16 protein-coding genes are annotated in these 26,038 nt (G+C 73.4%); 6 read left to right on the forward strand and 10 right to left on the reverse strand.

Annotated features, from left to right (window positions below; all coding sequences use genetic code 11):
- Positions 1–130 precede the first annotated feature (130 nt).
- From HAV39_RS20355 to HAV39_RS20365, 3 genes are all read left to right on the forward strand, one after another.
- Positions 131–3,382, forward strand: coding sequence for a S8 family peptidase (locus HAV39_RS20355; protein WP_191840788.1), 3,252 nt, complete (start codon positions 131–133; stop codon positions 3,380–3,382).
- 141 nt (positions 3,383–3,523) lie between these two features.
- Positions 3,524–3,871, forward strand: a complete 348-nt coding sequence (locus tag HAV39_RS20360) for a type II toxin-antitoxin system RelE/ParE family toxin (protein ID WP_191840924.1) — start codon at positions 3,524–3,526, stop codon at positions 3,869–3,871.
- Positions 3,868–4,194, forward strand: coding sequence for an XRE family transcriptional regulator (locus HAV39_RS20365; protein ID WP_191840789.1), 327 nt, complete (start codon positions 3,868–3,870; stop codon positions 4,192–4,194). Before HAV39_RS20360 ends, HAV39_RS20365 begins: the two co-directional genes overlap by 4 nt.
- A 188-nt stretch (positions 4,195–4,382) precedes the next feature.
- On the opposite strand, the gene HAV39_RS20370 is transcribed toward HAV39_RS20365, so the two are convergent.
- Positions 4,383–5,537 (reverse strand): acyl-CoA dehydrogenase family protein, encoded by a 1,155-nt coding sequence (locus tag HAV39_RS20370; protein WP_191840790.1) that lies wholly within the window; start codon positions 5,535–5,537, stop codon positions 4,383–4,385.
- A gap of 246 nt (positions 5,538–5,783) precedes the next feature.
- Between HAV39_RS20370 and HAV39_RS20375 the strand changes: the two genes are divergently transcribed.
- Together HAV39_RS20375 and HAV39_RS20380 are read left to right on the forward strand one after the other, a co-directional pair.
- Positions 5,784–7,136 (forward strand): UDP-glucose dehydrogenase family protein, encoded by a 1,353-nt coding sequence (locus tag HAV39_RS20375; RefSeq protein WP_373311694.1) that lies wholly within the window; start codon positions 5,784–5,786, stop codon positions 7,134–7,136.
- 256 nt (positions 7,137–7,392) lie between these two features.
- Positions 7,393–12,450: an SCO7613 C-terminal domain-containing membrane protein gene (locus HAV39_RS20380; RefSeq protein ID WP_191840791.1), complete on the forward strand. Its 5,058-nt coding sequence runs from the start codon at positions 7,393–7,395 to the stop codon at positions 12,448–12,450.
- Positions 12,451–12,599: 149 nt separating this feature from the next.
- Here HAV39_RS20380 and purE read toward each other — a convergent pair whose 3' ends face one another.
- The 5 genes from purE to HAV39_RS43295 all read right to left on the reverse strand — a co-directional run bounded on the left by purE (position 12,600) and on the right by HAV39_RS43295 (position 19,652).
- The gene (gene purE, locus HAV39_RS20385) at positions 12,600–13,106 is read right to left on the reverse strand and encodes a 5-(carboxyamino)imidazole ribonucleotide mutase (RefSeq protein WP_155369605.1); all 507 of its coding nucleotides are present in this window, start codon (positions 13,104–13,106) and stop codon (positions 12,600–12,602) included.
- 67 nt (positions 13,107–13,173) lie between these two features.
- Positions 13,174–14,319 (reverse strand): 5-(carboxyamino)imidazole ribonucleotide synthase, encoded by a 1,146-nt coding sequence (locus HAV39_RS20390; RefSeq protein ID WP_191840792.1) that lies wholly within the window; start codon positions 14,317–14,319, stop codon positions 13,174–13,176.
- Positions 14,320–14,334: 15 nt separating this feature from the next.
- Positions 14,335–16,512: an asparagine synthase-related protein gene (locus HAV39_RS20395; RefSeq protein ID WP_191840793.1), complete on the reverse strand. Its 2,178-nt coding sequence runs from the start codon at positions 16,510–16,512 to the stop codon at positions 14,335–14,337.
- 128 nt (positions 16,513–16,640) lie between these two features.
- The gene (locus tag HAV39_RS20400) at positions 16,641–18,653 is read right to left on the reverse strand and encodes a thioredoxin domain-containing protein (protein ID WP_191840794.1); all 2,013 of its coding nucleotides are present in this window, start codon (positions 18,651–18,653) and stop codon (positions 16,641–16,643) included.
- A 132-nt stretch (positions 18,654–18,785) separates the two neighbouring features.
- Positions 18,786–19,652 (reverse strand): flavoprotein, encoded by an 867-nt coding sequence (locus HAV39_RS43295; RefSeq protein ID WP_280528746.1) that lies wholly within the window; start codon positions 19,650–19,652, stop codon positions 18,786–18,788.
- Here HAV39_RS43295 and HAV39_RS20410 point away from each other — a divergent pair.
- On the forward strand, positions 19,584–20,672 hold the full coding sequence (locus HAV39_RS20410) for a DUF3626 domain-containing protein (protein WP_191840796.1): 1,089 nt from the start codon (positions 19,584–19,586) through the stop codon (positions 20,670–20,672). The two genes, HAV39_RS43295 and HAV39_RS20410, sit on opposite strands and share 69 nt — an antisense overlap.
- A gap of 98 nt (positions 20,673–20,770) precedes the next feature.
- Here HAV39_RS20410 and HAV39_RS20415 read toward each other — a convergent pair whose 3' ends face one another.
- The 4 genes from HAV39_RS20415 to HAV39_RS20430 all read right to left on the reverse strand — a co-directional run bounded on the left by HAV39_RS20415 (position 20,771) and on the right by HAV39_RS20430 (position 26,037).
- A complete protein-coding gene (locus HAV39_RS20415) occupies positions 20,771–21,481 on the reverse strand; it encodes a PspA/IM30 family protein (RefSeq protein ID WP_120316955.1) in 711 nt (236 codons plus the stop codon).
- Between the two features lie 16 nt (positions 21,482–21,497).
- Positions 21,498–23,108, reverse strand: coding sequence for a TPM domain-containing protein (locus HAV39_RS20420; protein ID WP_191840797.1), 1,611 nt, complete (start codon positions 23,106–23,108; stop codon positions 21,498–21,500).
- A gap of 61 nt (positions 23,109–23,169) precedes the next feature.
- Positions 23,170–25,707: a putative bifunctional diguanylate cyclase/phosphodiesterase gene (locus HAV39_RS20425; protein WP_191840798.1), complete on the reverse strand. Its 2,538-nt coding sequence runs from the start codon at positions 25,705–25,707 to the stop codon at positions 23,170–23,172.
- A gap of 108 nt (positions 25,708–25,815) precedes the next feature.
- Complete coding sequence (locus HAV39_RS20430; RefSeq protein WP_120321494.1) at positions 25,816–26,037, reverse strand: hypothetical protein; 222 nt, start codon at positions 26,035–26,037, stop codon at positions 25,816–25,818.
- Between the last annotated feature and the right edge of the window lies 1 nt (position 26,038).

Raw genomic sequence — 26,038 nt, forward strand, 5'->3', positions numbered from 1 at the left:
CCGCCCGCGGGATCGGCCGACCGGCACCGGGCGGCATTGTGTCCGCCGTCACACACCGGTGATCAACCGGTGGACGGGCTCAAACGTCAGCGTGTCGTCCCGGGAGACACCCGGTGGCGGAGAGGACGACGTGCGACGACGGCAACGACACGCGCTCACGGCCGGGGTGCTCGCGACGGCGCTGGTCACCGCGGCCATCGCGGCTCAGCCCGCGACCGCTTCGGCGACGGGGAGCCTGGCCGCTCCACCGGGCAAAGGGCAGCAGAGCACCGGCACGCCCCGCGCCTTCACCCTGATCACCGGGGACCGGGTGTCCGTGGACGCGAGCGGTCACCTGGACATCCAGCGCGGACCGGGGCGGTCTGCCATGCGCTTCGTGAGCAGCCGGGAGGACGGCCACCAGTACGTCGTCCCGGCCGACGCGATGCCGCTGCTGCGCGACGGCCGGCTCGACCGGCGGCTGTTCGACCTCACCACGCTCGGCGGGTTCGGCTACGACGACCGGGCGGCCGAACTGCCGCTGCTGGTGGCGTACCCGGCGGACAGCTCCGCGCAGGCGCGGTCGGCCGTCACCAGCGGCGACGCGCGGGTGCGGGCCGATCTGCCCGCCGCCGACGTGCTCGCCGTACGCGCGGGCCTGGACGACCGGGCGGACCTCTGGTCGTCACTGACCCACGGCACCTCGGCGCAGCGCACGCTGACCGCCGGGGTCAGCCGCATCTGGCTGGACGGCAAACGGCGCGTCTCGCTGGACCACAGCGTGCCGCAGATCGGCGCACCGGCGGCCTGGCAGGCCGGTTTCGACGGTGCGGGTGTCACGGTCGGCGTGCTGGACACCGGCATCGACGCCACCCACCCCGACTTCGCCGGGCAGCTCGCCGCGGTCCGGGACTTCACCGGCGGGAACGACCCGACGGACAACGTCGGCCACGGCACGCACGTGGCCTCGACCATCGCGGGCACCGGCGCGGCCTCCGGCGGCCTGTACCGCGGCGTGGCCCCGGGCGCGAAGCTGGTCGTCGGCAAGGTGTGCGCCACGAACGAGTGCCAGGACTCCGACGTCATCGCGGGTATGGAGTGGGCCGCGTCCCAGGCCAAGGTGGTCAACGTGAGCCTCGGCGACACCGACCGGCCGGGCCTCGACCCGCTGGAGACCGCGGTCCAGGACCTGAGCCGCCGGTACGGCACGCTCTTCGTCGTCGCCGCGGGCAACGAGGGCAAGCCGAAGTCGATCTCCTCGCCCTCCACCGTGGACGAGGCGCTCGCCGTCGGCGCGGTCGACGCCGACGACCAGCGGGCGTACTTCTCCAGCAAGGGCCCCCGCCTCGGCGACAACCACATCAAGCCCGACATCAGCGCGCCGGGCGTCGACATCGTCGCGGCCGCCCCCGGCGGCGGCTACCAGCCCATGGCGGGCACCTCGATGGCCACCCCGCACGTGGCGGGCTCGGCCGCGATCCTCGCCGGGCAGCACCCGGACTGGACCGGCCCGCAGCTCAAGGCCGCACTGATGGACTCCACCAAGCCGGGCGGCGAGAACAGCCTCTACGAGCAGGGCGCGGGCCGACTCGACATCGGCCGCGCGGTCGCCCAGCCGGTCGCCGCCGAGATCGGCGCGATCGACTTCCCGGTCCAGCGCTGGCCGCACCCGGACGACACCCCGTTCACGCAGGTCATCGGCTACCGCAACACGGGCACCGCACCGGTCACGCTGACGCTGGGCGTGGAGAACGCCCCGGCGGGCATGGTCACCGTCAGCCCGGCCACCCTGGTGGTGCCGGCCGGCGGCCGCGCCGGGGCGACGGTCACCGTGGACACCCGGGTCGACACCCCCGACGGCGTCTACCAGGGCGCGGTCACCGCGACCGCGGCCGGCGACCTGCGGGTGCGCACCGTGTTCGCGCTCGACAAGGAGATCGAGAGCTACGACGTACGGCTGCCCCACCTCGGCCGCGACGGCAAGCCGGCCACGGACTACGAGACCGTGGCGGCGAACCTGGCCACCGGCGAGTTCACCACGCTGGCCGGAACTCCGGGCGGCGGCACGATGCGCCTGCCCAAGGGCCGCTACGCGCTGTACAGCACGATCCACGAGGGCACTGTCTCGACGCTGCTCGTGCAGCCGGTCCTGGACGTGCGCGGGCCGATCACCGAGGCGCTCGACGCGCGTACCGCCAAGCCGGTCGCGCTGACCGTGCCGCAGCGCGACGCCGCCCCGACGGCCATCAACATCAGCGCGAACTGGGACGACGGCCTGCGCTACCCGGGGGTCCAGCTCAGCGGGGAGTCGTTCCAGGACGTCTTCTTCGGCCGGATCGGGCCCGCCGTGGCCGCACCGGAGTTCGCGGTGACGCTCGGCATCGGGTTGGCCCGGCCCGGCAAGGACGGGACCTTCCGGAACAGCCCCTACACATACGACCTCGCGTACGTGAGCAAGGGTGACATGTTCACCGGCCTGGCCCGGACGCTGTCCCCGGCGAACCTGGCCACCGTCAAGGCGGAGTACCGCAGTCAGTCGGCCACGGCCACCGCTGTGCGCTACCACCGTGCGGCAGCCCCCGGCGGCCCCGGTCCGATCGGCTCGAACTCGGCGATCGACCTGCCGTTCCACGCCACCGAGTACTACAACACCGACGGCGGCCTGATCTGGACGACGACCTTCGTCGAGGGCCCGAACTCCACCACCCAGGAGACGACCTACCAGCCGGGCAAGACGTACACCCAGACCTGGAACGCGGCGCCGTTCGGGCCGACGGTGCTGGACGCCCCGAGCTGGTCGGCGACGGGATACGCGGGCCGTGACGGTGACGTGATCACGGTCCAGCCGGCCCTGTTCGCCGACGCGGCCGGGCGCCCCCTCGGGCGCGACGACCTCCAGGTCCACGTGCGGCTGTCGCGCAACGGCAAGGAGATCGGCACGGCCGAGGGCTCGTACGCCGAGTTCACGGTCCCCGCCGCGAAGGCCTCGTACAAGCTGGAGGCGACCGTCACCCGCGGCGCGCCGGACACCCTGTCCACGTCGGTCGCGGTCGCCTGGACCTTCACCTCGGCGCACACGTCCGCACCGGAGCGGTTCCCGCTGACCACGGCCCGGCCGACACCGCTGCTCGACGACACCAACACGGCGCGAGCGGGCCGGCCCATGGCCATCCCGGTGGCGCTGGACCGGCACACCACGACGGCGTCCGCGCCCTGCCGGGAACTCGGCGTCGAAGCCTCCTTCGACGACGGCCGGACGTGGGTCAGGCTGCCCGTGATCTGGGGAACGGCCCTCATCAGCCACCCGAAGCGGCCCGGCTTCGTGTCCCTGCGGGTGAAGGCCACCGACACGGCAGGCAACACGGTCACACAGACGATCGTGCGCGCCTACCGCATCGCCTGACCCAGCAGGACAGGGCCTGGCGGCTACCCGCCAGGCCCTGTCCGTGTCCGGGGCGCCAACCATCGACGATCGGCTTCCCGACGGTCTAGTATCTAGGAGTACTGAAGCCGTTAGCTTCTCCGAGTGAGCTATCGACTGGAGATGGTCAACGAGGTCCGGGACTGGTTACACCAGCTCCGGCACACCGATCGCCACACGGCGATCCTCGTCGGCCAAGCCATAACCGCCCTGCTCGACGAGGGGCCTGCCCTCGGGCGGCCGCTGGTCGATCGCATCAAGGGTTCATCGGTGCACAACTTGAAGGAGCTACGGCCGGGCTCCACCGGCGCGACGGAGATCCGGATCCTGTTCGTCTTCGACCCAGCACGCAACGCGGTGCTGCTGGTGGCCGGCGTCAAGGCGGGCAACTGGAACGCCTGGTATCGCGAGGCCATCCCCACCGCCGAGGCTCGATACAGGACCTACCTGCAGGAGAGGGATCAGGCATGAGCAGCACCTCCGGCTACGACCGGGACAGCTTCCTCACCGAGTTCTTTCCCGACCAGGCCGACCGCGCGGAGGTCGAGGCCGGCGCGGAACACCTGATCAACGTGAGTCGGGCCACACGTCTGGTCGAGATGCGCAAACGGCTCGGCCTCTCCCAGGCTGAGGTGGCCGAGCGGATGCATGTCAGGCAGGAACGCGTCTCCGCCATCGAGCGCGCCAAGGTCACGACCAGCGAACTGCGCACACTCGCCGCCTACATCGAAGCTCTCGGTGGCCGCATGGAGATCATCGCCGACTTCGGCGGAGAACGTCTCGTCGTCGGCTGAATCCGACCTGCACAACTCTCAAGAAGTCGCGCCCTCCTTGTTCGCATCGAACGTGCCGAGGTGCTTCCTGGTGCCGCAGGGTGCCTGATGCCGGCATGCCGCATTAGTCAAGGCTGACCGAACTCGGCCCATCAAAAAGCGTGCCCATGATCAATATTGACCATGGGCACGCGGTAGCCACAACGTACCTAGATGACGCCCTTGAGCAGCTGACGGGCCATGACGATGCGCTGGACCTGGTTGGTGCCCTCGTAGATCTGGGTGATCTTGGCGTCGCGCATCATGCGCTCCAGCGGGAAGTCCTTGGTGTAGCCGTAGCCGCCGAGGAGCTGCACCGCGTCGGTGGTGATCGCCATGGCCGTGTCGGAGGCGAAGCACTTGGCCGCCGCGCCGAAGTAGGTCAGGTCGGCGTCGCCGCGCTCGGAGCGGGCCGCGGCGGCGTAGGTCAGCTCACGGGCGGCGGTGAGCTTCATGCCCATGTCGGCGAGCATGAACTGCACGCCCTGGAAGTCCGCGATCGGCTTGCCGAACTGGCGGCGCTCCTTGACGTAGTCCAGGGCCGCGTCGAGCGCGCCCTGGGCGATGCCGATGGCCTGGGCGGCGATGGTGACCCGGGTGTGGTCCAGGGTGCGCATGGCGGTGGCGAAGCCGGTGCCGGGCTCGCCGATCATCCGGTCGGCGGGGATGCGCACGTTGTCGAGGTACACCTCGCGGGTGGGCGAGCCCTTGATGCCGAGTTTCTTCTCCGGCGCGCCGAAGCTGACGCCAGAATCGGACTTCTCGACCACGAAGGCGGAGATCCCCTTGGCGCCGATGCCGGGCTCGGTGACCGCGAAGACGGTGTAGTACTCGCTGACGCCGGCGTTGGTGATCCAGCGCTTCACGCCGTTGAGCACATAGTGATCTTCATCACGAACTGCCCGAGTTGTCATGGCGGCCGCGTCGCTGCCGGCCTCGGGCTCGGAGAGGCAGTACGAGAACATGCCCTCGCCGGAGGCGACCTTGGGCAGATAACGCTGCTTGAGCTCGGCCGATCCGGCCAGCAGCAGCGGCATGGTGCCCAGCTTGTTCACGGCCGGGATCAGCGAGGACGAGGCGCAGGCGCGGGCGACCTCCTCGATGACGATCGCGGTGGCGAGCGCGTCCGCGCCGGCCCCGCCGTACTCCTCGGGGATGTGCGGAGCGTGGAAGTCCGAGGCTCGCAGCGCGTCGAAGCTGGCCTGCGGGAACTCGCTCGTTTCGTCCGCTTCAGCGGCGTGCGGGGCGACCTTGGCGTCGCAGACCTCCCGCACCGCCTCGCGGATCGCCACGTGCTCCTCGGAGAGCTGGTACAGCGCGAACACCCGAGACCTCCTCTGAACCGTGCTTTCATATGGGGCGTACTGGTCGGTAGCTTAACGCTCGATCAGCAGAGGTCGTCCAGCGCCTGCCGCTAAACTTTCTTTGGGGTGGTCAAAGGCGTAGGCTCTCCAACTGCTCAAACCTGATGCCCCCACCCCTTGCGGATCAAGGAGACGAGAAGCGTGACGCTCCCGTACGCGAGTCAGCCTGCCCCGGTCACCCCGCCGTCAGGCGCCGCCCGGCCCCGACTGACCTTCATCGGCACCGGTTACCTGGGAGCCACCTACGCGATCTGCTACGCCGAACTCGGTTACGAGGTCATCGGGTTCGACGTGGACGTCGACAAGATCGAGAAGCTGGGCAAGGGCGAGGTGCCCTTCCACGAGCCCGGGCTCGACGAGATGCTGCGCCGCAACCTGGCCGCCGGCCGGCTGCGCTTCACCACGTCGTACCAGGAGACGGCCGACTTCGGTGACGTCCACTTCATCTGCGTGGGCACCCCGCAGCGCGCCAGCGGCCTGGGCGCCGACCTCACCTACGTCGAGGCGTCGGTCAGCAACCTGGCCCAGCACCTCAGCCGCAAGGCCCTGATCGTCGGCAAGTCCACCGTGCCGGTGGGCACCGCCGAATGGGTGGAGCAGCTGGTCGCCAAGCACGCCCGCCCGGAGCTGGCCGTGGAGGTCGCCTGGAGCCCCGAGTTCCTGCAGGAGGGCTTCGCCGTCGACGACGTCATGCGGCCCAACCGCATCGTCGTGGCCACCAAGACCGAGTGGTCGAACTCACTGCTGCACGCCGCCCACAAGGGCGTCTTCGACCTGGCCGCCACCGAGGATCGCGAGGTGCCGGTGGTCTCCACCGACTTCGCCACCGCCGAGCTGGTCAAGGTCGCGGCGAACTCGTTCCTCGCCACCAAGATCTCCTTCATCAACGCGATGGCCGAGGTCTGCGAGGTCGCCGGCGGTGACATCACCCAGCTGGCCCGCGCGCTCGGCTACGACCCGCGCATCGGCAACCGCTTCCTGCAGTCGGGCGTCGGCTTCGGCGGCGGCTGCCTGCCCAAGGACATCCGCGCCTTCCAGGCCCGCGCCCAGGAGCTGGGTGCCGGCGAGGCGCTCCGCTTCCTGCACGAGGTGGACCTGATCAACCTGCGCCGCCGCCAGCGGGTGCTGAACCTGGCCGCCGGCCTGCTCGGTCGCAAGTTCGGCCCGGCCGGCCCGGACCTGTCCGGCGCGCGCATCGCCGTGCTCGGCGCGACCTTCAAGCCCAACTCCGACGACGTGCGCGACGCGCCCGCGCTCGCCGTGGCGGCCATGCTGTCCCGCGCCGGTGCCGCGGTGCACGTGTACGACCCGCAGGGCATGGAGAACGCGAAGCGGGCGCTGCCCGAGGTCGAGTACGCCAAGTCGATGGTGGACGCCGTCACCGACGCCGACCTGGTCTGCGTGCTCACCGAGTGGGCCGAGTTCCGCAACGCCGACCCGGTCGCCCTCGGCGAGGTCGCCGCGACCAAGCTCGTCGTCGACGGCCGCAACTGCCTCGACGCGACCGCCTGGAAGTCCGCGGGCTGGACGCTGCGCGCGCTGGGCCGCCCGACGGTCTGACGTTCATGCGAAAGGGCCCGTCCGCATATCGCGGACGGGCCCTTTCGCATGCGTGACGCGCCGCGCGACCCGCCGAGCCACTAGCTGACTGAAATGGGGCTTTTCAAAGGTCACTCCTATTAGGCATGCTGCTGCTGAGTGGATCCATACGCCGCGTCGTCTCCGCTAGTGGCTCGTCCCCACGGCCCGCCTGGACGGCGGACCGTCGAGGACTGCCCACCAGCGTCCGGTGACGTGCCGGGAGTCGGAGGTAGCCATGGCTGCGGCCACCAGCACGTGCTCGATGTGTGGCCGGGAACGTGACCCCTCGGTGCGCTGCCCGCACTGCGGGAACACCCCTGAGCAGCTCGCGGCCGAGGTGTCCCGGCTCAACAAGGCCATCGCCGACATGAACGCCGAGGACCTGCGCCTGTCCGGCGAGCGCAAGAAGCTGAGCAGCAAGCTGCAGGCGGCGCTGTACCAGCGCGACATCCTCGCCCACGCCGAGGCGCAGCGGCAGAAGAAGGCCGCGCCCAAGCAGCGACGCTGGCTGCCGCGCCCGCCCGGCGCGCAGGCGCCCGCCGCACCGCCCGCCGCGCCGCCGGGCGCCCAGCGCCCGGACCCGCCGACCACCGCCGACGACCCCGGCGCGCCCCGGCAGGCGCCCACTGTCCCCCGCGAGCGCTCGGCCCCCCGCGACGGCGGCACGCGGCCGGCGGGCACGGCACGGCGGGAGGGCGGCACCCGGGTCGCGCCGCTGCCGCCGTCACTGTCCGAGCCGCCGCCCGAGGCGTCCGCCCGCTCGGTGCAGAACATCATGCTCGCGCTGGGTTCGCTGCTGCTCGGCATCGCCGCGGTGGTGTTCGCCGCCGTCGCGCTGAGCAACGTCGCCCCCGGCATCCGGCTCACCGTGCTGGCGCTGGCCACGGCCCTGCTGCTCGGCATCGCGCCGAGCCTGGTCCGGGGCGGGCTGTCGGCGACCGCCGAGGCGCTGGCCGCGGTCGGCCTGGCCCTGCTGCCGGTCGACGGATACCTGCTGGCGCAGCTCAGCCTGATCGACACGTCGCTGGCGATCGTGGCCGGGCTGGTCTTCGCCGCCACGGCCGCGATCGCCTACCTGTATCACCGGGCCACCGGCCTGACCATCCCGCGGTACGCGGTGGTGATCGCCATCCAGCCGGTGCTGCCGCTGCTGCTGTACGACCTGATCAACGGTCCCGCCGGCTGGGCCGTGGTGCTGACCGTGGTCGCCGCCCAGAACGCCGTGCTCGCGCGCGCCGTCGAGCTGGCCAACGTCCCCGCCCGCCCCGGCCCGCCGCCGCGCCTGGCCGCTCCCGCCACCGCGGGCGCCCCGACCACCGTACTTCCGCCGGACACGACGTCGGGCTCGCCGGCCGCGGACGGCGACAGCACCGCGACGGCGGCCCGGTCCACGCGGACCGCCGGGCTGCCGGAGGGCCTCGCCACCTTCATGCGGCGGCCCGAAACCGCCGCCACGGCGACCCGGCGGTCCGCGTTCTGGCTGCGCGAACTGGCCTGGGTGCTGCACGGGCTGGCCATCGCCGCCGCGACCGTGTACGCCGTGGCCGCCCTGCTCACCGCCGACACAGTGCCGTCGGTCCTGCGCGCCTCGGCGACGCTGCTGCTGGCGGTCGGGGTGGCGCTGGTCGGCGCGCTGATGCTGCGCCGGGCGCCGCTCAACGAGCTCGCGGCCGGGGCCATGGTGCTGGCCGTCATCGGCTCCGCGGCACGAGTCGCCGTGGTCGCCCTGCCCGACCGGGCGCTACTGGTCATCGCCGCCGCCGTGGCGATCACCGGCCTGGGCGTACGGGCCATCCCGGAGCCGACCCGGCGCGGGCCGCAGCTCGCCTCCACGCTCGCCCTGATCGTGATCAGCCTGTTCACCGCGGGCAGCGCGCTGCGCGCGGCGCTCGCGCCGGTCGCCGCGGCATGGCCGTTCGGCAGCGCCGACGTCGACGGGTTCGGCGCCGAGATCGCGCAGCGGGCCGGGCACCCCGGCTGGCCGCTGGTCGCCACGATCGCCCTGCTCACCATCGCGGCCGCGCTGGCGCTGCCGGCCGCCTGGCGGCACGAGACCGTCGTGGCGGGCGCGGCGCTCACCGCGCTGGCCGCACCGGCCTCGCTGGGGCTGCACTGGGTCGCCACCCAGTGGCTGCTGGCCGCCGCCGCGATCGCGCTCCTGGCCGCCGGGATCGGTGTCGCCGGGATCGGCTCCGCCGAGGGCGGCGCGCCGTGGGCCGCGGCCACCCCCCGGGCGGCCCGCGCCCACCTGATCGCGTCGTTCCTGGTCGGCGCCACGGCCGTCGGCGTCGCGCTGGCGCACACCTGGTCCACCGCCGGGCTGATGGTCGCGTACACCCTGGCGGGGGCGCTGCTCGCGGCCGCGCAGCGGGTGCTGCCCACACCGCCGGCGACCGGGCTGCTCGGCGACGCCGCGGCCGGGGCCGCCGCGTTCGCCGCGCCGGTCGCGGTCGGCACCGGTGTGCTCACCGTCTTCCCGGCGGCCGGGCGGCAGGTCGCCCTCGCCGCCGCCTTCCTCGCCTGTGCCGCCACCCTGGCCCTGGTCGCGGCCCGCCTGGTCGCGCATCGCCGCATCGGCACCCCGCTCTCGCTCGGCGCGGGCCTGGGCGCGCTGGTGGTGGCCGGGGCGGCGTTCGGCACGGGCGAGGCCGGCGTGCTCGACGCCGGGCTGGGCGCGCTGCTGCTGGTCTCGGCGATCCTGCTGGCCCTGGCCCCGTCCATCGACTCCGGCCGCCGCGCGGACCGCGCCCTGGACGGCGCGGACTTCGCCGCCGCCGCGGTCACCACGGCGCTGATCGCCGCTCTGGCCCGGGTCGCGCACCTGGTCGCCCCGCAGTACTGGCTGGTGCTGTCGGCTCTGCTGGTGCTCGCGGTGGGGGTCGCCGTCCGGCTGCTCCCGCAGGAGCTGCGTCGCGGGCCCGTCGCGGGCAGCGCGATGGCCGGCGGCATCCTCGTGCTCATCGCGGGCTACCCGGCGCTGGCCGGCGGGATCAAGGCGCTCGCCCTGCCCGGCGAGCTGTGGGCCGCCGACCTGGCCCCGGTCGGCGGCGGGGTGGAGTTCGGCTGGCAGGCGCCCGCCGCGCTGGTGGTGCTCGCCGTGGCCGCGGCGGTCGTGCTGCCCCCGCCGCGCAGCCACCAGGCCGCCGCGATCGCCGCGATCCTCGCCACCGTCGGGACCCCGGCCGCGCTCGGCTGGCCCTGGTGGGCGCCGATCGTGCTGGGCCTGACCATCGCCACCGGGTACGCCTTGGCGGCGGCCGTGGCCGAGGACGCCCGGGCCGGGTACACCCGCCTCGCGGTGGCCACCGCCGTCGCGCTGCACGCGCTCGGCGCGAGCCTGGTGCGCCCGTGGACCACCGCCGCGGCGCTCGGCATGATCGCCCTCGTCGGGGCGGCGCTGGTGCTGATGGCGGTGCTGATGACCCAGCAGGCCGAGCAGGCCGACGCGACGCCGCCCGCGCACCTGGACGTGCTCGGCGGCGCGGGCGTGCTCGCCGTGCTGCTGGCCGGCCCGGCGGCGCTGGCCGCGTTCGCCGCGAGCGCCGGCAAGGAGCCCGACGTCCTGCTGACCGCCGCGCTCGGCGGGGTCAGCATCGGGCTGGCGGCGCTGGCCGCGGCCCGCCGCCCCGCCGCGCCCTATCTCGGCTGGGGCACCGTCGGCGTGGCGATCTCCGGCACGCTGATCGCCCTGCTGGCGCTCGCGAACGGGCACCCCGCCGGGGTGTACGCCGCCGCCGCGGTGCTGCTCGTGGTGCTCGCCGAGCTGCTCCGCACCACCACCCGCGACCAGCTCGGCCTCACCCCCGAGCGGGTCGCCGCGCCGAAACCGCGCCGGGTGCCCAAGGAGGGCCCGCAGCGCTGGCGCGTCGGGTTCGACACCCGCCAGGAGCTGATCGAACGCAGCCGGCGCTTCCCGTCGTACCCGGGCGCGATGGCCGCCGCCGCGGCCGCCGCACCGGCCTTCATCGCGCTCACCTCGCTCGCGCCCGCGCTGCACACGGCGCTGGTCCGGCCGTACGACAGCCTGAACGCGATCTGGCAGGGACCGCCCGCGGCCACCACGGTCGCCACGGACGTCGCCGCGGTGCTGACCGCGGTCCTGCTCACCGTCGCCGCGGGCATCGCCGCGGTCGGCTTCGGCGGCGGCCCCACCCGGGCCGTCTCCGTCGTGGTGCCCGGCGCGGCGGTGACGCTGCTGATCGCCCCGACCGGCCTCGGGCTGGCCTGGCCGGCCAGCGTGCTGGCGGGGCTCGGCGTGTTCACGGTCTGCATGCTCAGCGTCGCGCTCACCGAGCCGCCGTCCGGTGAGGACGTCGACCGCCCGGTCCGAGCCGCGCGCGTCGCGGTGCTGCTGCTCGGCCTCATCGCGGGCGGCGCGGGCCTGGCGGGCGCGCTGGCCACGCCGGGGCTGACCATCTTCACGTTCGGCGGCGCGGTCGCCGTCGGCGCCGTCGCCGCGCTCGGCGGCAAGAGCCAGCGCGCCCGCATCCTGGGCTGGCTCGGCGCGGCGCTGGCCGCGCAGCTGTTCGTGCTGACCGTCAGCCTGCGCGTCGGCGCGAAGCCGGAATGGGCGGCGTTCGGCGTGCTGGGCGTCGGCGCGATCCTGATCGTCGGCGCGGCACTGCACCCCCGGTTCACCCGCCCCGAGGCGCTACGCGAGGCCAGCGCGGTCGAGTGGGCCGGCTACACCGCCGGGGTGATCGCCCTCGCCCTGGCCGTACGCGCCCCGTCACAGGTCGCGGCCCTGCTCGTCGGCTGGGGTGCGGTGCTCGGCATCGCGGCGACCCGGGCCGGCCGGCCCACCGCGCAGCGCCGGGTGCTGTTCTGGGCCGCCGCGGGCAGCGAGATCGCCGCCTGGTGGCTCATCATGCGCAGCTCCGACATCGCGCTGCCGGAGGCGTACACGCTGCCGTTCGCGCTGCTCGCGCTCGCGGTCGGGCTGCTGGAACTGCGGCAGCGCCCGCAACTGGGCAGCTGGGCAGCCTACGGGCCCGCGTTGATCGCGGGCTTCGGCCCGACCGTGGTGGTCGTGCTGGTCACCGACACCAACCCGATCCGCGAGGTCGGCCTGCTCGTCGCGGCCATCCTCACCCTGGTGATCGGCTCCCGCTACGGCCAGCAGGCCCCCGTGGCGATCGGCGCGGCCGTCACTGTCATCGCCGCCCTGCACGCCCTCACCCTGGTCGGCACCACCTGGCTGGGCGTCCTGGTCGGCGGCATCGTCCTCATCGTCCTGGGCGCCAACTCCGAACGCCGCCGCCGAGCCGCCGACCGCTACAAGCAATTCCGCTGACGCACCCACCGCCAGGCGGGCCCCAAGGTCATCCGAGTTGCCTGGCACCTGTGCGTATCAACGCGCAAGATACGCACAGGTGCCAGGCAAGTCCGGCGATCATGGCGCGCGCGGCGCGGGGCGGGGCGCGGGGCCGGCGACCGTCCCCGTCAGAGGGTGGCCTGGAGGGCGGCGTCCTTTTGGGCGACGAGTTCGGTGAGGCTGTGGGCGTAGTCGGTGAGCTTGGCGCGCAGGGTGGCGTCGTGGGCGCCGAGGATGCGGGCCGCGAGCAGGCCCGCGTTGCGGCCGCCCGCGATCGACACGGTGGCGACCGGGATGCCGGCGGGCATCTGCACGATGGACATCAGCGAGTCCATGCCGTCGAGGTACTTCAGCGGCACCGGCACACCGACCACCGGCAGCGGCGTCACGCTGGCGACCATGCCGGGCAGGTGGGCCGCCCCGCCCGCGCCCGCGATGATGACCTTGATGCCGCGGTCCGCCGCGGTCTGCCCATAATCGATCATGAGTTGCGGCGTACGGTGCGCGGACACGACCCGGACCTCGTAAGACACGCCGAACTCCGCCAGCGCTTCGGCGGCCGGCTTCATCACGGGCCAGTCCGAGTCGGACCCCATGATGATCCCCACCAGCGGTGCCGGGGTCTGCTCGCTCATGCCGAAACTCCGCTTCGCTGCGTTCCGGCATGTGCACCGGACCCCATGATTCGCTCGCTGCGCTCGCTCATGCTTCGAGTGCCTTTCCGTAGGTCAGCCAGTGGCCGGCGCGGGCCGCGCGGGCACGGCAGTCGGCGAGGTCGTCGCCGAGCGCGGTGACGTGCCCGATCTTGCGGCCGGGCCGGGTCTGCTTGCCGTACAGGTGCACCTTCACGCCCGGCTCGGCGGCCATCAGGTGGTGCAGCCGCTCGTCGATCGACATGCCGCCCTCGGGGCCGCCCAGCACGTTGGCCATCACCACGGCCGGCGCGGCGAGCGCGGTGTCGCCCATCGGGTAGTCCAGGACCGCCCGCAGGTGCTGCTCGAACTGGGAGGTGCGCGCGCCCTCGATGGTCCAGTGCCCGGAGTTGTGCGGCCGCATGGCCAGCTCGTTCACCACGAGCCCGGCCGGCGTCTCGAACAGCTCCACGGCCAGCAGGCCGACCACGCCCAGCTCGTTGGCGATGCGGATGGCCAGCTCCTGGGCCCCGAGCGCGACGTCCTCGGCCAGGTCCGGAGCGGGGGCGAGCACCTCGACGCAGATGCCGTCCCGCTGCACGGTCTCGACCACCGGGTACACCGCGACCTGCCCGTACGGCGAGCGGGCGACCTGCACGGCGAGTTCGCGGCGCAGCTCGACCTTCTCCTCGACGATCAGCTCGGCCCCGCTGGCCAGCAGATCGATGATCTCCTCGACGTCGTTGACGACGAACACGCCCCGGCCGTCGTACCCGCCGCGGGCCGTCTTCACGACCGCGGGCAGCCCGAACGCGACCAGCTCCGCGGCCGAGGCGATCGGCGCCCAGCGCGGCACGGGCGCGCCCAGCTCCGACAGGCGGCGGCGCATCAGGTGCTTGTCCTGGGCGTACTGCAGCGCGTCGGCCCCCGGGAAGACCTTGTGGCCCGCCGCGACCAGGGCTCGGATGTGCTCGCCGGGCACGTGCTCGTGGTCGAAGGTGACCACGTCGCACGACTTGGCGAAGGTGCGCAGGGCGTCCAGGTCGGTGTGGCTGCCCAGCTGGACGTCGGCCGCGACCAGGGCCGCGGACTCGTCGACGTCGTTGGCCAGCACCCGCAGGGACTGGCCGAGGGCGATCGCCGCCTGGTGGGTCATACGGGCGAGCTGGCCGCCGCCGATCATGCCGACGACGGGGAGGCCGGTGCGAGTGTCCATCGGCAAGGAGTCTAATCAGCGCCGACGTGCGGAAGCCTTAGCGCCCTTGCGTCCAGTGGACTGCGCCACGCGGCGCGGCGCGGCGAGCGCCAGCACCAGCGGGGTGCGCTCGTCGCCCTGGCCGAAGGGGTTGCGCTCGCAGAGCCGCTCCAGCAGCCCGGCGGGCGGCTCACCGGGCTGCGACCAGCCCAGCAGCCGCATGCCGCCGTCCCCCGCACCAACCACGGCGCAGCCGGCCAGCATGGCGTACACGTCGTCGGGCAGCGTCTTGCGCAGGGCCGCGACGATCTGCTCGGCGACCCGGTCGGCGTCGCGCGGCGGCGGCACCACGGCCAGGTGCGCGGGCGGGCAGGCCTGCTCGCGGGGCGGGCAGACGGAGCGGACCAGCGGCCCGGCGATGCGCTCGGACCAGGCGCGGCGGCCCAGCCGGGCGCACAGCACCGCCAGGCCGAGCCGCGTCGCGCCGCCGTGGTCGAGCGCCACCTGCATGCTCCACGGGTCGGCGAGCCCGACGGCGGGCCCGGCGAGCCGGACCAGCGCGCGGGCGTACGAGCCAGGCTCGATCTCCCAGATGGCCCGGGACAGGCCCTGTGCCACGGCGACCGGCTTCGCGGCGACGAGCAGGTGCCAGGGCCGACGCAGCGCCTGGCGCGCGCTCTTGTCCGCGCTGTGCGCGAACTCGGCGACGTACCAGGCGAACTTGTCGGCGATGCGGTCGCCGGCCGCGACGGGCTCGGTGACCACGGCGTGCGTGGTCCAGTCCTGCCCCGCCGCGGCGATCACGACCGGGCCGGGCGCGGGGCGGGACGCGGGCACGTCAGGGGTGCGCTCGTAGGGCGCGAGCACCGTAGTCAGCCAGCGCTCCAGCAGGTAGCGACGCCACAGCCGGGCGACGTCGGCCTCGTTGGCGGTCGGCAGGTGCTGCATGACGGCGAGGCCGTCGTGGTCGGTGCCGCCGTGGCGCGGATACAGCAGGGCACTGATCGTCTCGGCACGCAGCCGCAGCATGATCTCCCGCAGCGGCGGCTCCAGCGTCGCGGCGGCGGGCGCGGCCCCGGCGGCGCGCAGCGAGACCGGCGGCAGCGTGCGTTCGGCCAGGCCGCGCAGCTCGGCCCGCAGCGCCTCGTCGGTGGTCTCCAGGTCCCGGTACGGGAAGCGCAGCGCGACGCCGTAGCGGCTGGCGACCCGGTCGGCCAGGCGCGGCAGGTGGCCGACCGGCCCGCTCCAGCCGCCCGCGCCCAGCAGTGCGTCGACCTCGCCGCCGGTCGCCCGCGCCACCGCCCAGGCCAGGTAGGACGACAGGTCGGGCATGGGCTCGCCGACGTCGGCCAGGAACCCGTCGACGTCGATCTCGTCGGCGAAGAAGGGCAGCGCCCGATGCCGCACGCTGCTGTCGGGCAGCGGCCCGAGCAGCGCCGAGGCGTACGCGGACGAGTCCGCCGGCAGCCCCGGGAAGTTCACCGAGTACACCGGCAGGCCACGTGGCTCGGCGCGCTCGGACAGCGCCGTGCCGAGCACCGCCGCGCCGGGCAGGCCGGGGCCGAGCAGCACACCCAGCCGCCCCTCGCCGACCGCGCCGAGCAGCGCCATCCGGCCGGTGACCGGATGGCCCCGATGCCGGACCGGCGGGTGCGCACGGACCAGCCAGCCGTCAGTGTGCCCGGCCGAGATCTCGACGACCTGGTGCGGCAGCACCCGGCGGATGCCGTCGAAGAAGGTGGCCGCGCCCTCGTCGCAGCTGCCGACGGCCAGGAAGCGGGCGACGGTCTCCGGGTCGGGCCGGGCGGGCACCCCCGCGGCCAGCAGCGCGGTCGGCTCGCTGGCGACCAGCACCGCGCCGCGGCTGCGCGCGTAGTAGAGCGGCGGGCCGTCGCCGTTGCGGGCCAGCACCAGGCCGTCCGGATCGGCCATGATCAGGGTGTACGGGTCGGCCCCGCCGACCAGGCCCAGCGGCCCGCGCTCGGCGTACCGGTGGGCCAGGGTGCTCAGCTCGACGATGCCGTCCACGATCAGCGTGGTGACGTCCAGCCGGTGCACGATCGGCATCGCGGCGCGGATCAGCAGTTTCGCGGAGCCGCAGACGCCGCGGGCCTCCTCGGAGCCGCGCGGGGCGAGCGCGCGGGACAGTGCGGTGAGCGTGTCGGTGGAATTGCGATCGGAGCCGAAGCTCAGCAGAGCGGCGAGACCGGCCACGCGACCATCTCCTCAGGGAAGGCTGAGCGACGGTGGCGCCGTGCTGCGGGAGCAGCATCGGGCACGCCACGGTCGTCGGGGGAACCCTCAGCCTAGCCAGGATTGTCCGTTTGGCCGCCCATATCGTGCTATCGGGCGAGAATTGTCGCCAGTTCGACAGTTGTCGTCACCGGACGGTCGCAGACGAACCCCCGGCAGACGTACGCCGTGGGCTGGTCACCCTCCATCGGCCGGCCCGCCAGCAGCGGCACGCCCGGCGCGTCCGGGTGACCCGCCACGATCACCGCTCCGGGTGGCGCGTGTTCGATCGCGGTCAGCAGCAGCGGGTCGGTCTCCGGGTCCGTGGTCGCGATCGCGATCTCGTACGGCCCCGACAGCAGCGCCTCCGCCGCCGACGCGGCGTACCCGGCGAACCGGGGGTGCCGGGCCAGCAGCGGCACGATCGTCGACAGCGCCCGCTCGGCCATCTCGTGCCAGCGCGGCTCCCCGCTCAGCGCGGAATAGCTCAGCAGCGCGTTGACCAGTGACGACAGCCCCGACGGGGTGGCGTTGTCGGTCGGGTCGGCGGGCCGGATCACCAGCTGCTCCGCGTCGTCGGCGGTGTCATGGAAGCCGCCCTGGCCGTCCCGGAACCGCTCGGCCGCCGTGTCCAGCAGCGCGCCGGCCGCCGTCAGCCAGCGGCCGTCACCGGTGACCTGGTGCAACGCGCAGAACGCCTCGGCGACGCAGCCGTAGTCCTCCAGCACGCCCGCCGGCTGCCCGACCGCCCCGTCCCGGGACACCCGCCGCAGCCTGCCGTCCACGACGTGGGTGGACAGCAGCAGCTCGCCCGCCTCCACCGCGATGGCGCGGAAGTCCACGTTCTCCACGTCGGCCACGTCGCCGACCTCGGTGTAGTTGCGCCAGAACTCGCACAGCGCGGTGATCGCCAGCCCGTTCCAGGCCGCGACCACCTTGTCGTCGCGCATCGGCTGCGGCCGCTCCCGGCGCGAGGCCATCATCAACCCGCGCACCCGCTCCCAGCGCTGCTGCACCTCCGGCGCGACGTCGTCGATGTCGCGCTTGAGCACCAGCACCGACGTGCCGTGCTCGAACGTGCCTGCGTCGGTCACCCCGAACAGGTCCGCCGCGAACGCCGCGTCGTCGGAGCCCAGCACCTCCACCAGCTGCGCCGGGGTCCACGAGTACGTGGTGCCCTCCACGCCCTCGGTGTCGGCGTCCAGCGCCGAGGCGAACCCGCCCTCGGCCGTCTGCAGGTCGTTGACCAGGAACATCGCCGTCTCGGTCGCGATCCGCTGGGCCAGCGGGTCGGCGGTCAGCCGCCAGATCTCGTTGTAGACCCGCAGCAGCAGCGCGTTGTCGTACAGCATCTTCTCGAAATGCGGCACGGTCCACGTCGCGTCCACCGCATACCGGTGGAAGCCCCCGGCGAGCTGGTCGTAGATGCCGCCGCGGGCCATCGCCTCGCCGGTGTGCCGGACCAGCTCCAGCGCGTCGGCGTCCTTGGCCCGCTGGTGGTGGCGCAGCAGGAACAGCATCAGCATGTGCGGCGGGAACTTCGGCGCCCCGCCGAAGCCGCCCCGCACGCTGTCGTAGTCGGCGCGCAGCCGCTCCACCGCGTGGTCCAGCAGCTCCTTGGTGATCTCGCCGCCGCCCTCGATCGGGTTGCGCGCGATCGCCTCGACCACCGCCTCGCCCTGCTCCAGCACCTGCGTGCGCTGATCGCGCCAGGCCTCGGTGACCGCCTCCAGCAGGCGCGTGAACTGCACCTTCGGGTAGTACGTGCCGCACAGGAAGGGCTTGCCGTCGGGCGCGGCGAACACGGTCATCGGCCAGCCGCCCTGCCCGGTCATCGCCTGCGTCGCCGACATGTAGACCGCGTCCACGTCGGGCCGCTCCTCGCGGTCCACCTTGATCGCCACGAAGTGCTCGTTGACGAGGTCGCCGACGACCGCGTCCTCGAACGACTCGTGCGCCATGACGTGACACCAATGACACGCCGCGTAACCGACCGAGATCAGCACCGGCACGTCGCGCCGCTTGGCCTCCTCGAACGCCTCGTCACACCACGGCCACCAGTGCACCGGGTTGTCGGCGTGCTGCAGCAGGTAGGGCGAGGTCGCGTCCCCGAGTCGGTTCACACGTCCCACCCTCTCACAACACCCCGCCCCCTACCCCGGTGCCCCATTTGTCGCCGCGCTCGTCGGCACGCAGTTTCAGGGAAAGTGCACGAATGTCGATCGTGATCCGTGCAGTTTCCCCGAAACTGCACCTCACCGCAGACCGGCGGGGATCAAGTCCATGATCACGTTCCACTGGTATGGGTGGGCCGGGCGCTCAGGGCGCAGCGCGTCCCGTTCGGTCACCAGCGCGCCCCACTCCGCGAGCAGGGCGAGATTCCGGTGGAAGGCGGGGTGGGCGGCCAGCACGGCCTTCGCGTACGGGCTGATGATCGTCGGAACCTGGAGCCCGAACGTCGTGTTCAGCAGGCTCAGCGCCACGTTGTCGTTGATCCCGGCCACCCACTTGTTGATCGTGTTGAAGCTGGCCGGAGCGACGATCACCAGATCGGGCCGGCTCTCGCGCCGCGACTCACCGGGCCTGCGGGTCCGGCTCACGATCGGGTTGCCGGTCAGCGCCTCCAGCATCGGCAGATCCAGCCACTCGGCGGCGGCTGCCGTGGGGACGACCTGAACCGTCCAACCAGCTGCCATCAGCAGCTCGACCAGGTCGGACACCGCGGCTGCGGGAGGTGCCGCACAGACGACCACATGAGCGTTCCGCGTCAACGGCGCACGCCCATCCGTCGGCTCTCGCCGGCCGGGCGTGCCGGCCGGACCAACCCGACCATGGCGGCTCCGGCCAGGAGAACCTCGTGTCGTTTCATCTCCTCTTTCGCCTCCCAGGCCCGTACGAGATCGCCGTTGCCGCCGGCTCGCGGTCGAGTATGGGCGCGAGTTCGGCGGTGCGCGCCACGGCGCTCGCGGCCCAGGTGCCACTTTCCGCTGGACGAGTGGCCCCTCGTACAACGACGTTGCCGCCGGTGCGGTCGGTGTGATGAGGTCGCGGACATGACGGGGGCGGCTTTCCTGGATACGCGGACGGATTTGACGACGGCGCAGCGGGCGGCGCTCGCGCACGTGACCGAGGTCGCGACGCGGCAGCGGGCTCGGGCGCTGGAGCGGCTCGGCGACGTGCCGGATCTGGCCGTGCTCGTCGCGGCTGCCGCCACCCACGGGCGGGTCACCCTGAACTTCCACCCCGACCGGCTGATGGCCGACGGGCGCACCGTCGCCGCGTCGATGGCTGCCGACGGCCGCTACCGGAGCCAGTTCGAGACCGGTGTCACCAACGGCAGTCGCACCGCCTTCCTGGGCGGCGACCGCGACCGATGGGAGGCGGCCCTGTTCGGCGACGCCTACCACGCGCCCGGCACGCTGCCCCTGGAGCGTGTCCGCTACGGCGGCCTGAACCTGCTCGGGCACCCGGACGGGGCCTGCCCCCGATTCGGCTCCTGCCATGTCCGGCTGCGCCCGTCGGTCAACGGGCGCTGCACGGTCACCGTCGGCGACAGTCACCTCGGCCCCGCCGACGTCGGCACGCTCACCGTCTTCGAACCGGTGCTGGCCGGGCTCGTCGAGCAGGCCCGCGAGACGGGCGTGACCCTGGGCCGCCCCGACGCCGACCCGCTGGCGGTGCTGCGGGAACTCGCCGGAGCCGCGCCGGCGGTCGAGCCCGGCCGGGCTCTGGACGACTACCTGGAGGTGCAGGTGCACGGCGCGGTAGACCTCGCGGTGGACGCCGAGGCGCTGGTGCTCGACCCGAGCTTCCGTGGCACGCCGGACGGCGACCTGCTCACCGGGCTCGCCGCCCGGCTCGGCATCGGCCTGGAGTGGCATGCGGGCTTCGAGCTGACCGCCGCCGAGGTGGGCCCGGACTTCCGCGGCCCGGCGATCCCGCCGCTGGCCGCGGACCTCTGCCGGCGGTACGCGGGCCCGCGCGGCACCTTCGACGCCGAGCTGGTCGGCCGCGCCGCCGCCGACATGCTCCACCACCCGCAGGCCTGGTCCGCCCACGGCACCCCCGACGACCTCCTCCAGTACGTCAAACAGCTCTGGCACACCCTCGTCCACGCCGGCCGCCCGTTCACCGGCCGCTGACCGCGTCGGACACCCGGCAGTTTCGGGGAAAGTGCAGCCATGCGTCGTCCGATGGCTGCGGTTTCCCCGAAACCGCAGCCATCGGACGGGTGGTGACGTCAGCGGCCGGACTTCATGGCGGCCAGGCGGGACTCGATCTCCTGGTCGCGCGACGAGGCGGACAGCTCCTCGAACTGGGCGTCCAGGCTGGAGGCCTGCAACTCCTCGTGACCCTTGAGCCGGGCCTCCTCGCGGCGCACCATCTCCTCGAAGCGGCTGATCTCGGTGGTCGGGTCGAGCGTGTTGATGCTGTTGACCGAAGCCTGCACCCGGCCCCGCGCCTCGGTGACCTTGGCCCGGCCGACCAGTTCGTCGCGCTTGCGGCGCAGCTCGTCTAGCTTGCCCCGCATCTGCATGACGCCCTGCTTGAGCTGGTCGGTGACCTGCGTCTGCTCGGCGATCATCGGGCCGAAGCTCTTCACGTCGTTCTCGTACGCGATCTGCTTGCCGATCGCGATCCGGGCCAGGTTGTCGAACTTGTCCGCGTCCGCGGGATTGGCCGCGCGCACCTTGTCGGCCTTCGCGCTGGCTGCCTGCGCCTTGGTCTGCCACTCGGCGGCGTTCTTCGTCGCCTCCGCCGAATCGGCCTCCAGCAGGCGCAGGTTGGCGATGGTCTGCGCCACGGCGTTCTCCGCCTCGCCGATGTTCGCGGTGTAGTCGCGCACCATCTGGTCGAGCATCTGCTGCGGGTCCTCGACGTCGTCGAGGATCGCGTGAATGTTGGCGCGGGCCATCTGGGTGATCCGCCCGAGGATCGACTGTGCCGCCATGATCAATTTCCCCCTGTCATTCCTTCTCCGGTCTCATCCACGTGCTGGGGCCGCCGAACCGGCCCTGGACCGGCGGCGCACCGGGGGTCGTCGCGCCGCTGTCGGACTGGCCGGCCTCGCTGGTGAGGCCGATGCGGAAGCCGCCCATGCCGCCCCCACCGAGCACGCTGTCGAGCAGGATGCCGCCGAGGACGGCCCCGCCCATGCCGCCTGCCGCCGCCGTGCCGAAGCCGCCGGGACCGCCGATGATCACGCGGCCGCCGCCCGCCTGGCCGCTGTAGCCGGACGGGAACGACCAGCGCTCGATGTCGTCGCGGGCCGAGTCCATGGCCTGCGCGGCGAGGTCGTGCGCGCGCTCCGCTGCGGCCAGCGCGGCGACCGGGTCGCCGCTGCTCTCGGCACGGTCCAGCAGAGCGTGCGCTTCGGACAGCCGGGCCCGGGCGGTCGTGCCGACCGCTCCGCGGCGCGTCGTGATGTAGCCGGTCGCGGAGTCCACCGCGGCACGGGCCGCGTGCAGCGCCTGGTCGAGCTGGCGGCGGGCCTGCTCGGTGCGGTTGGCCGCGTCGCGTACACCCCCCATGGCCTCGGCCAGTCCGGACGCGGCACCCTCCAGGCGGCGCATCATGCCCAGCGGGTCGGTCTGCGGTTTGGCCAGTTGCGTGCGGACGTCCCCGGCGACCTGGTCGGCGCGGGCCACCGCAGCCGCCAGGTTCATCCGGTCCGCCCCGCCCGCCCTGCCCGCGGCCTGCATGGCGGCCTTGCCCGCGGCGACCTCGCCCTGCATCTCGTCCAGCAGCCGGGTCACGTTCTGCCCGGCCGTGTCCAGGTCGGTGGCGGACTTGTCGAGCACGTCCAGCAGGCTGCCCGCCTGGCCGAGCGCCTGCTCGGCGCCGCGCAGCGCGAGCGCCGCCTTGCCCCGGTCGCCCGCGGCGAGCGCGGTGGCGGACTGCCGCAGCTGCTCGTCGGCGAAGTCGAGCCGGGCGACGGCTTCGGTGACGTTGCCGGCCACCGGGATGAGCGCACCGTCGGTGTAGCGGTCGGTGAGCCGGGCGAGCGTGGTCTGCGCCCCGGGAAGCCGGCCGCGCAGTTCGCCGGCGCGGGCGAGCAGCGACTGGCCGAGCTCCTCGGCGTTGGCGCTCATCGCGCGCAGCTTCTCGAACGCGTCCGCCTCGGCGTCCAGCCGCCGGTCCACCGCGCCGCAGCGGTCGACGATCTCCCGCAGCAGCTGCCGCCGGGTCGTGTCGTCCTCGGGGATCTCGTCGTCGAGCTGGTGCCGGATGCGGAACGCCGCGGCCAGATCCTCCTTTGCGGAGGCGACCGCGGCGGCGAAGGCGGTCACGGCCTCGGCGCCGTACTGGGCGGTGGCGAAGCCGAGCTCCTGCTCGCTCGTGCGCACCGCGTTGTCCACGGCCACCAGCTGCCCGTTGGCGTACGTGGACAGCTGGACGGTGCTGTACGCGGCGAACGGGTCGGCCGGTCCGGGCTGCTGCGCCGTGTCCTTCGCCGGGCCCGCGTCGCGCCGTCGTCGCCGCCCGGCCACCGTCAGCGCCAGGACCACGCCCAGCACGATGATGGCGAGGCAGCACAGGACCGAGAAGAGATCGACCTCAGTGGTCTGCACCGGCACGTGATCACGATATCGCCCGCAATCACCCCGAACCCGGCGAATAGCCTGCCCTCGATCCGCCTCAGGCGGTGTGCGGACGGGCGCGGAGCGGGCGGACGGGACGAGCGGCCCGGGACAGGGTGTGCAGGGCCTCGGTGATCTCGTCGGCGGGCAGCGGGTGGGCGAAGTGGAAGCCCTGGCCGGCGTCGCAGCCGAGACGGCGCAGCGCGATCCGCTGGTCGGCGGTCTCCACGCCCTCGGCGACCACTCGCAGGCCGAGCTGGCGGCCCAGGTCGACGACCGCCTGCACGATGGCGGCGGCCTGGCGCGAGTCGGCCATCCGGGCGACGAAGGTGCGGTCCACTTTCAGCTCGTCGACCGCGATCCGGGTGAGGAAGGTGAGCGACGAGAAGCCGGTGCCGAAGTCGTCCACGGCGAACCGCACGCCGAGCCCTCGCAGCTCCCGCAGCACCTGGTCGGTGATGGGCAGCGGGCTGAGCACCACCGTCTCGGTGATCTCCAGGACCAGCCGGGACGCTGGTATGCCGTGGCGGCGCAGCAGCTCGTCGACGTCCGCCGGCAGTTGCGGGTCGAGCAGGCTGCGCGGGGACAGGTTCACCGCGACGGGCACGTCGAGGCCCTGCCGGGTCCACTCGGCCGCCAGCGTCAGCGCCTGGTCGAGCACGTGCCGGGTGAACCGCCCGAGCAGGTCGCTGGCCTCGACGGCGCGTACGAAGTGCTTGGGCAGCAGCAGGCCCCGGCGCGGGTGGTGCCAGCGGATGAGCGCCTCCACCCCGGACGGCGCGCCCGTGTCCAGGTCGACCGCGGGCTGCATGACCAGGTGGAGCTGGTCGTCGGTGGCCAGCGCGGCCCGCAGCTCGGCGACCAGCGCCAGCCGGTCGGTGCTGGTGCGGTCGCGGTGCGGGTCGTACGCCGCGACCCGCGAACCCGATTCCTTCGCCTGGTAGAGCGCGATGTCGGCCCGGCGCAGCAGCTCGGTGAGGTCGAACTCGCCCGCGGTCGCCACGGCCACCCCGACCGAGACCTCGGCGGACAGCGTCACCCCGGCAACCTCGGTGGGGCTGGCCAGCGCCGCGGTCAGCATGCGCGCGCGGCGCTGGGCGACGAGGTTCGCGGCGCTGAGCCGGTCGACCTCGTCGTGGTCGGCGGACAACCCGGGCAGGTCCGTGACCAGCAGCGCGAACTCGTCTCCGCCGAGGCGGGCCAGCAGCTCGCCGTGTCCGACGTCGGCGGACAGCCGCGACGCGGCGGTCTGCAGCAGTTCGTCCCCGGCGAGGTGACCCAGGGTGTCGTTGACCTCTTTGAAGTGATCCATGTCGAGCAGCAGCAGGGCGACCGGGATGCGGGCGTCGAGGCCGCGCAGCACCGCGTCGCCGCGGTCCATCAGCGCGTCACGGTTGAGCAGCCGGGTCAGCGGGTCGTGATGGGACTCGTACATGGTGCGCTCGCGCAGCTCGCGCAGGGCGCTGTGGGTCGCGGCGTCGTGCAGGGCGGCGGCCAGGGCGTCCCCGAACACGGCCAGCCGGTGCTGGTCGTTGGGGCCCCAGGCGCGCTGGCGCAGCAGCCGCAGGGTGAGCACGCCCACCCGGCCGCCGGCCACTTCCAGCACCCGGGTCACCGCGGGCGCCCGGCCCGCCTCAGCCGGCGGCACCGCCGACACCGGCTCGAACTGGACCTCGTCGCCGGTCCGCAGGCTGCTGCGGTATCGGGTCTGCGAGCCGAGCACGGTGAGCTCCACCGCCCGCACCGGGAACAGGGAACGGGCCGCATGCAGGCCCTCCTGCGCCACGGCCAGCTCGTCCAGCCGGTGCAGGGAACGGCTGGCCAGCGCGAACGCCCGCCAGGTGCGGCGCTCCTCGTCCTCGTGCACCCGGTGCACGTAGAGCTGGTGCAGCAGCCACAGCAGCGGCGGCAGCACCCACAGCCAGCTGCTGCCCCACAGCCGGACCGCGACCAGGCCGAGCGCGACGTTGCCGACGATCATCACGGGGGTGCCGCGCAGCGCCTGCCAGACCACCCCGATCATGTTCTGCCCGTCGCGCACCGCCAGGTGCACCGCGAGCAGGACGGCGCTGCTGAGCAGGTAGATCAGCGCGGCCAGCACCACCACGGCGGCGGCCTGCGCCGACATCGGCACCACCGGCACCCCGCCTGCCCAGACGACCAGCGCGGCGACGGCCGCCGACAGGGTCAGCGACGCGGCGGCGCGCACCGTCTCGATCGGACTGGTGCGGTTGCCGGAGACCACCGACACCACCGGCTTGGCCAGCAGCACGCCGATTCCGGCGGCGGCGGGGATCCACGTCACCGGGACCAGGATGAAACCGACGATCAGCGCGGCCTCGCCCCAGTCGACGTCGATGGTGGTGGAGCCGACCCGCATCCGCAGCCCGAACAGGTGGGCCAGCGTGATCAGGCAGATGAGCAGGCCGAACTGGCCGAGGTCACCCTCGCGCACGCCCAGGATCGCGCCGATGCCGGCGACCAGGACCGCGGTGACAACGAGACAGGTTATGACAATGCGGACACGTGACGACAACGAGGCAGCACCGGACCAGCGATAGAGTCCGTCCGCCGCGCGCGTGAGCCACCTGCCCATCCGTGCCCCCTGTCCGAGCGCACCTGAAGCGGAGGCCCGTCGTCTCCCGCTGAAGACGACGCGCTCTCCGCCTGACGCGACAGGCCGTGTCCGACTCCCTCGGTCCGCCTAGCGAGGGTCCGGCGTGACGGGCGAGTCCGTCCGCGCACCGTCACTCATGCTCGCCGAATCGAACGTCTCGGGCAACCGCTTCAGCCGCTGATTCATGTTGCGAATCAGGAAAACCGTTGCGGCGGCCAGGAGCAGGATCAACAGCAGCGCCATCGGCCCGGCGAGACCGTCGCCCGACCGGGTGTCGCCGAAGTTGTTGTCGGCCAGGAACTCCAGCATG

This window comes from Catellatospora chokoriensis (assembly GCF_011297315.1).
GTDB classification, from domain to species: Bacteria; Actinomycetota; Actinomycetes; order Mycobacteriales; family Micromonosporaceae; genus Catellatospora; species Catellatospora citrea.

Coding starts and splice junctions, on each gene's coding strand:
- HAV39_RS20425 (WP_191840798.1), bottom strand. CDS start 25,707: ATGGGCAGGTGGCTCACGCGCGCGGCGGACGGACTCTATCGCTGGTCC.
- HAV39_RS20415 (WP_120316955.1), bottom strand. CDS start 21,481: ATGGCGGCACAGTCGATCCTCGGGCGGATCACCCAGATGGCCCGCGCC.
- HAV39_RS20410 (WP_191840796.1), top strand. CDS start 19,584: ATGACGGGGGCGGCTTTCCTGGATACGCGGACGGATTTGACGACGGCG.
- purE (WP_155369605.1), bottom strand. CDS start 13,106: ATGAGCGAGCAGACCCCGGCACCGCTGGTGGGGATCATCATGGGGTCC.
- HAV39_RS20390 (WP_191840792.1), bottom strand. CDS start 14,319: ATGGACACTCGCACCGGCCTCCCCGTCGTCGGCATGATCGGCGGCGGC.
- HAV39_RS20365 (WP_191840789.1), top strand. CDS start 3,868: ATGAGCAGCACCTCCGGCTACGACCGGGACAGCTTCCTCACCGAGTTC.
- HAV39_RS20360 (WP_191840924.1), top strand. CDS start 3,524: ATGGTCAACGAGGTCCGGGACTGGTTACACCAGCTCCGGCACACCGAT.
- HAV39_RS20380 (WP_191840791.1), top strand. CDS start 7,393: ATGGCTGCGGCCACCAGCACGTGCTCGATGTGTGGCCGGGAACGTGAC.
- HAV39_RS20430 (WP_120321494.1), bottom strand. CDS start 26,037: ATGCTGGAGTTCCTGGCCGACAACAACTTCGGCGACACCCGGTCGGGC.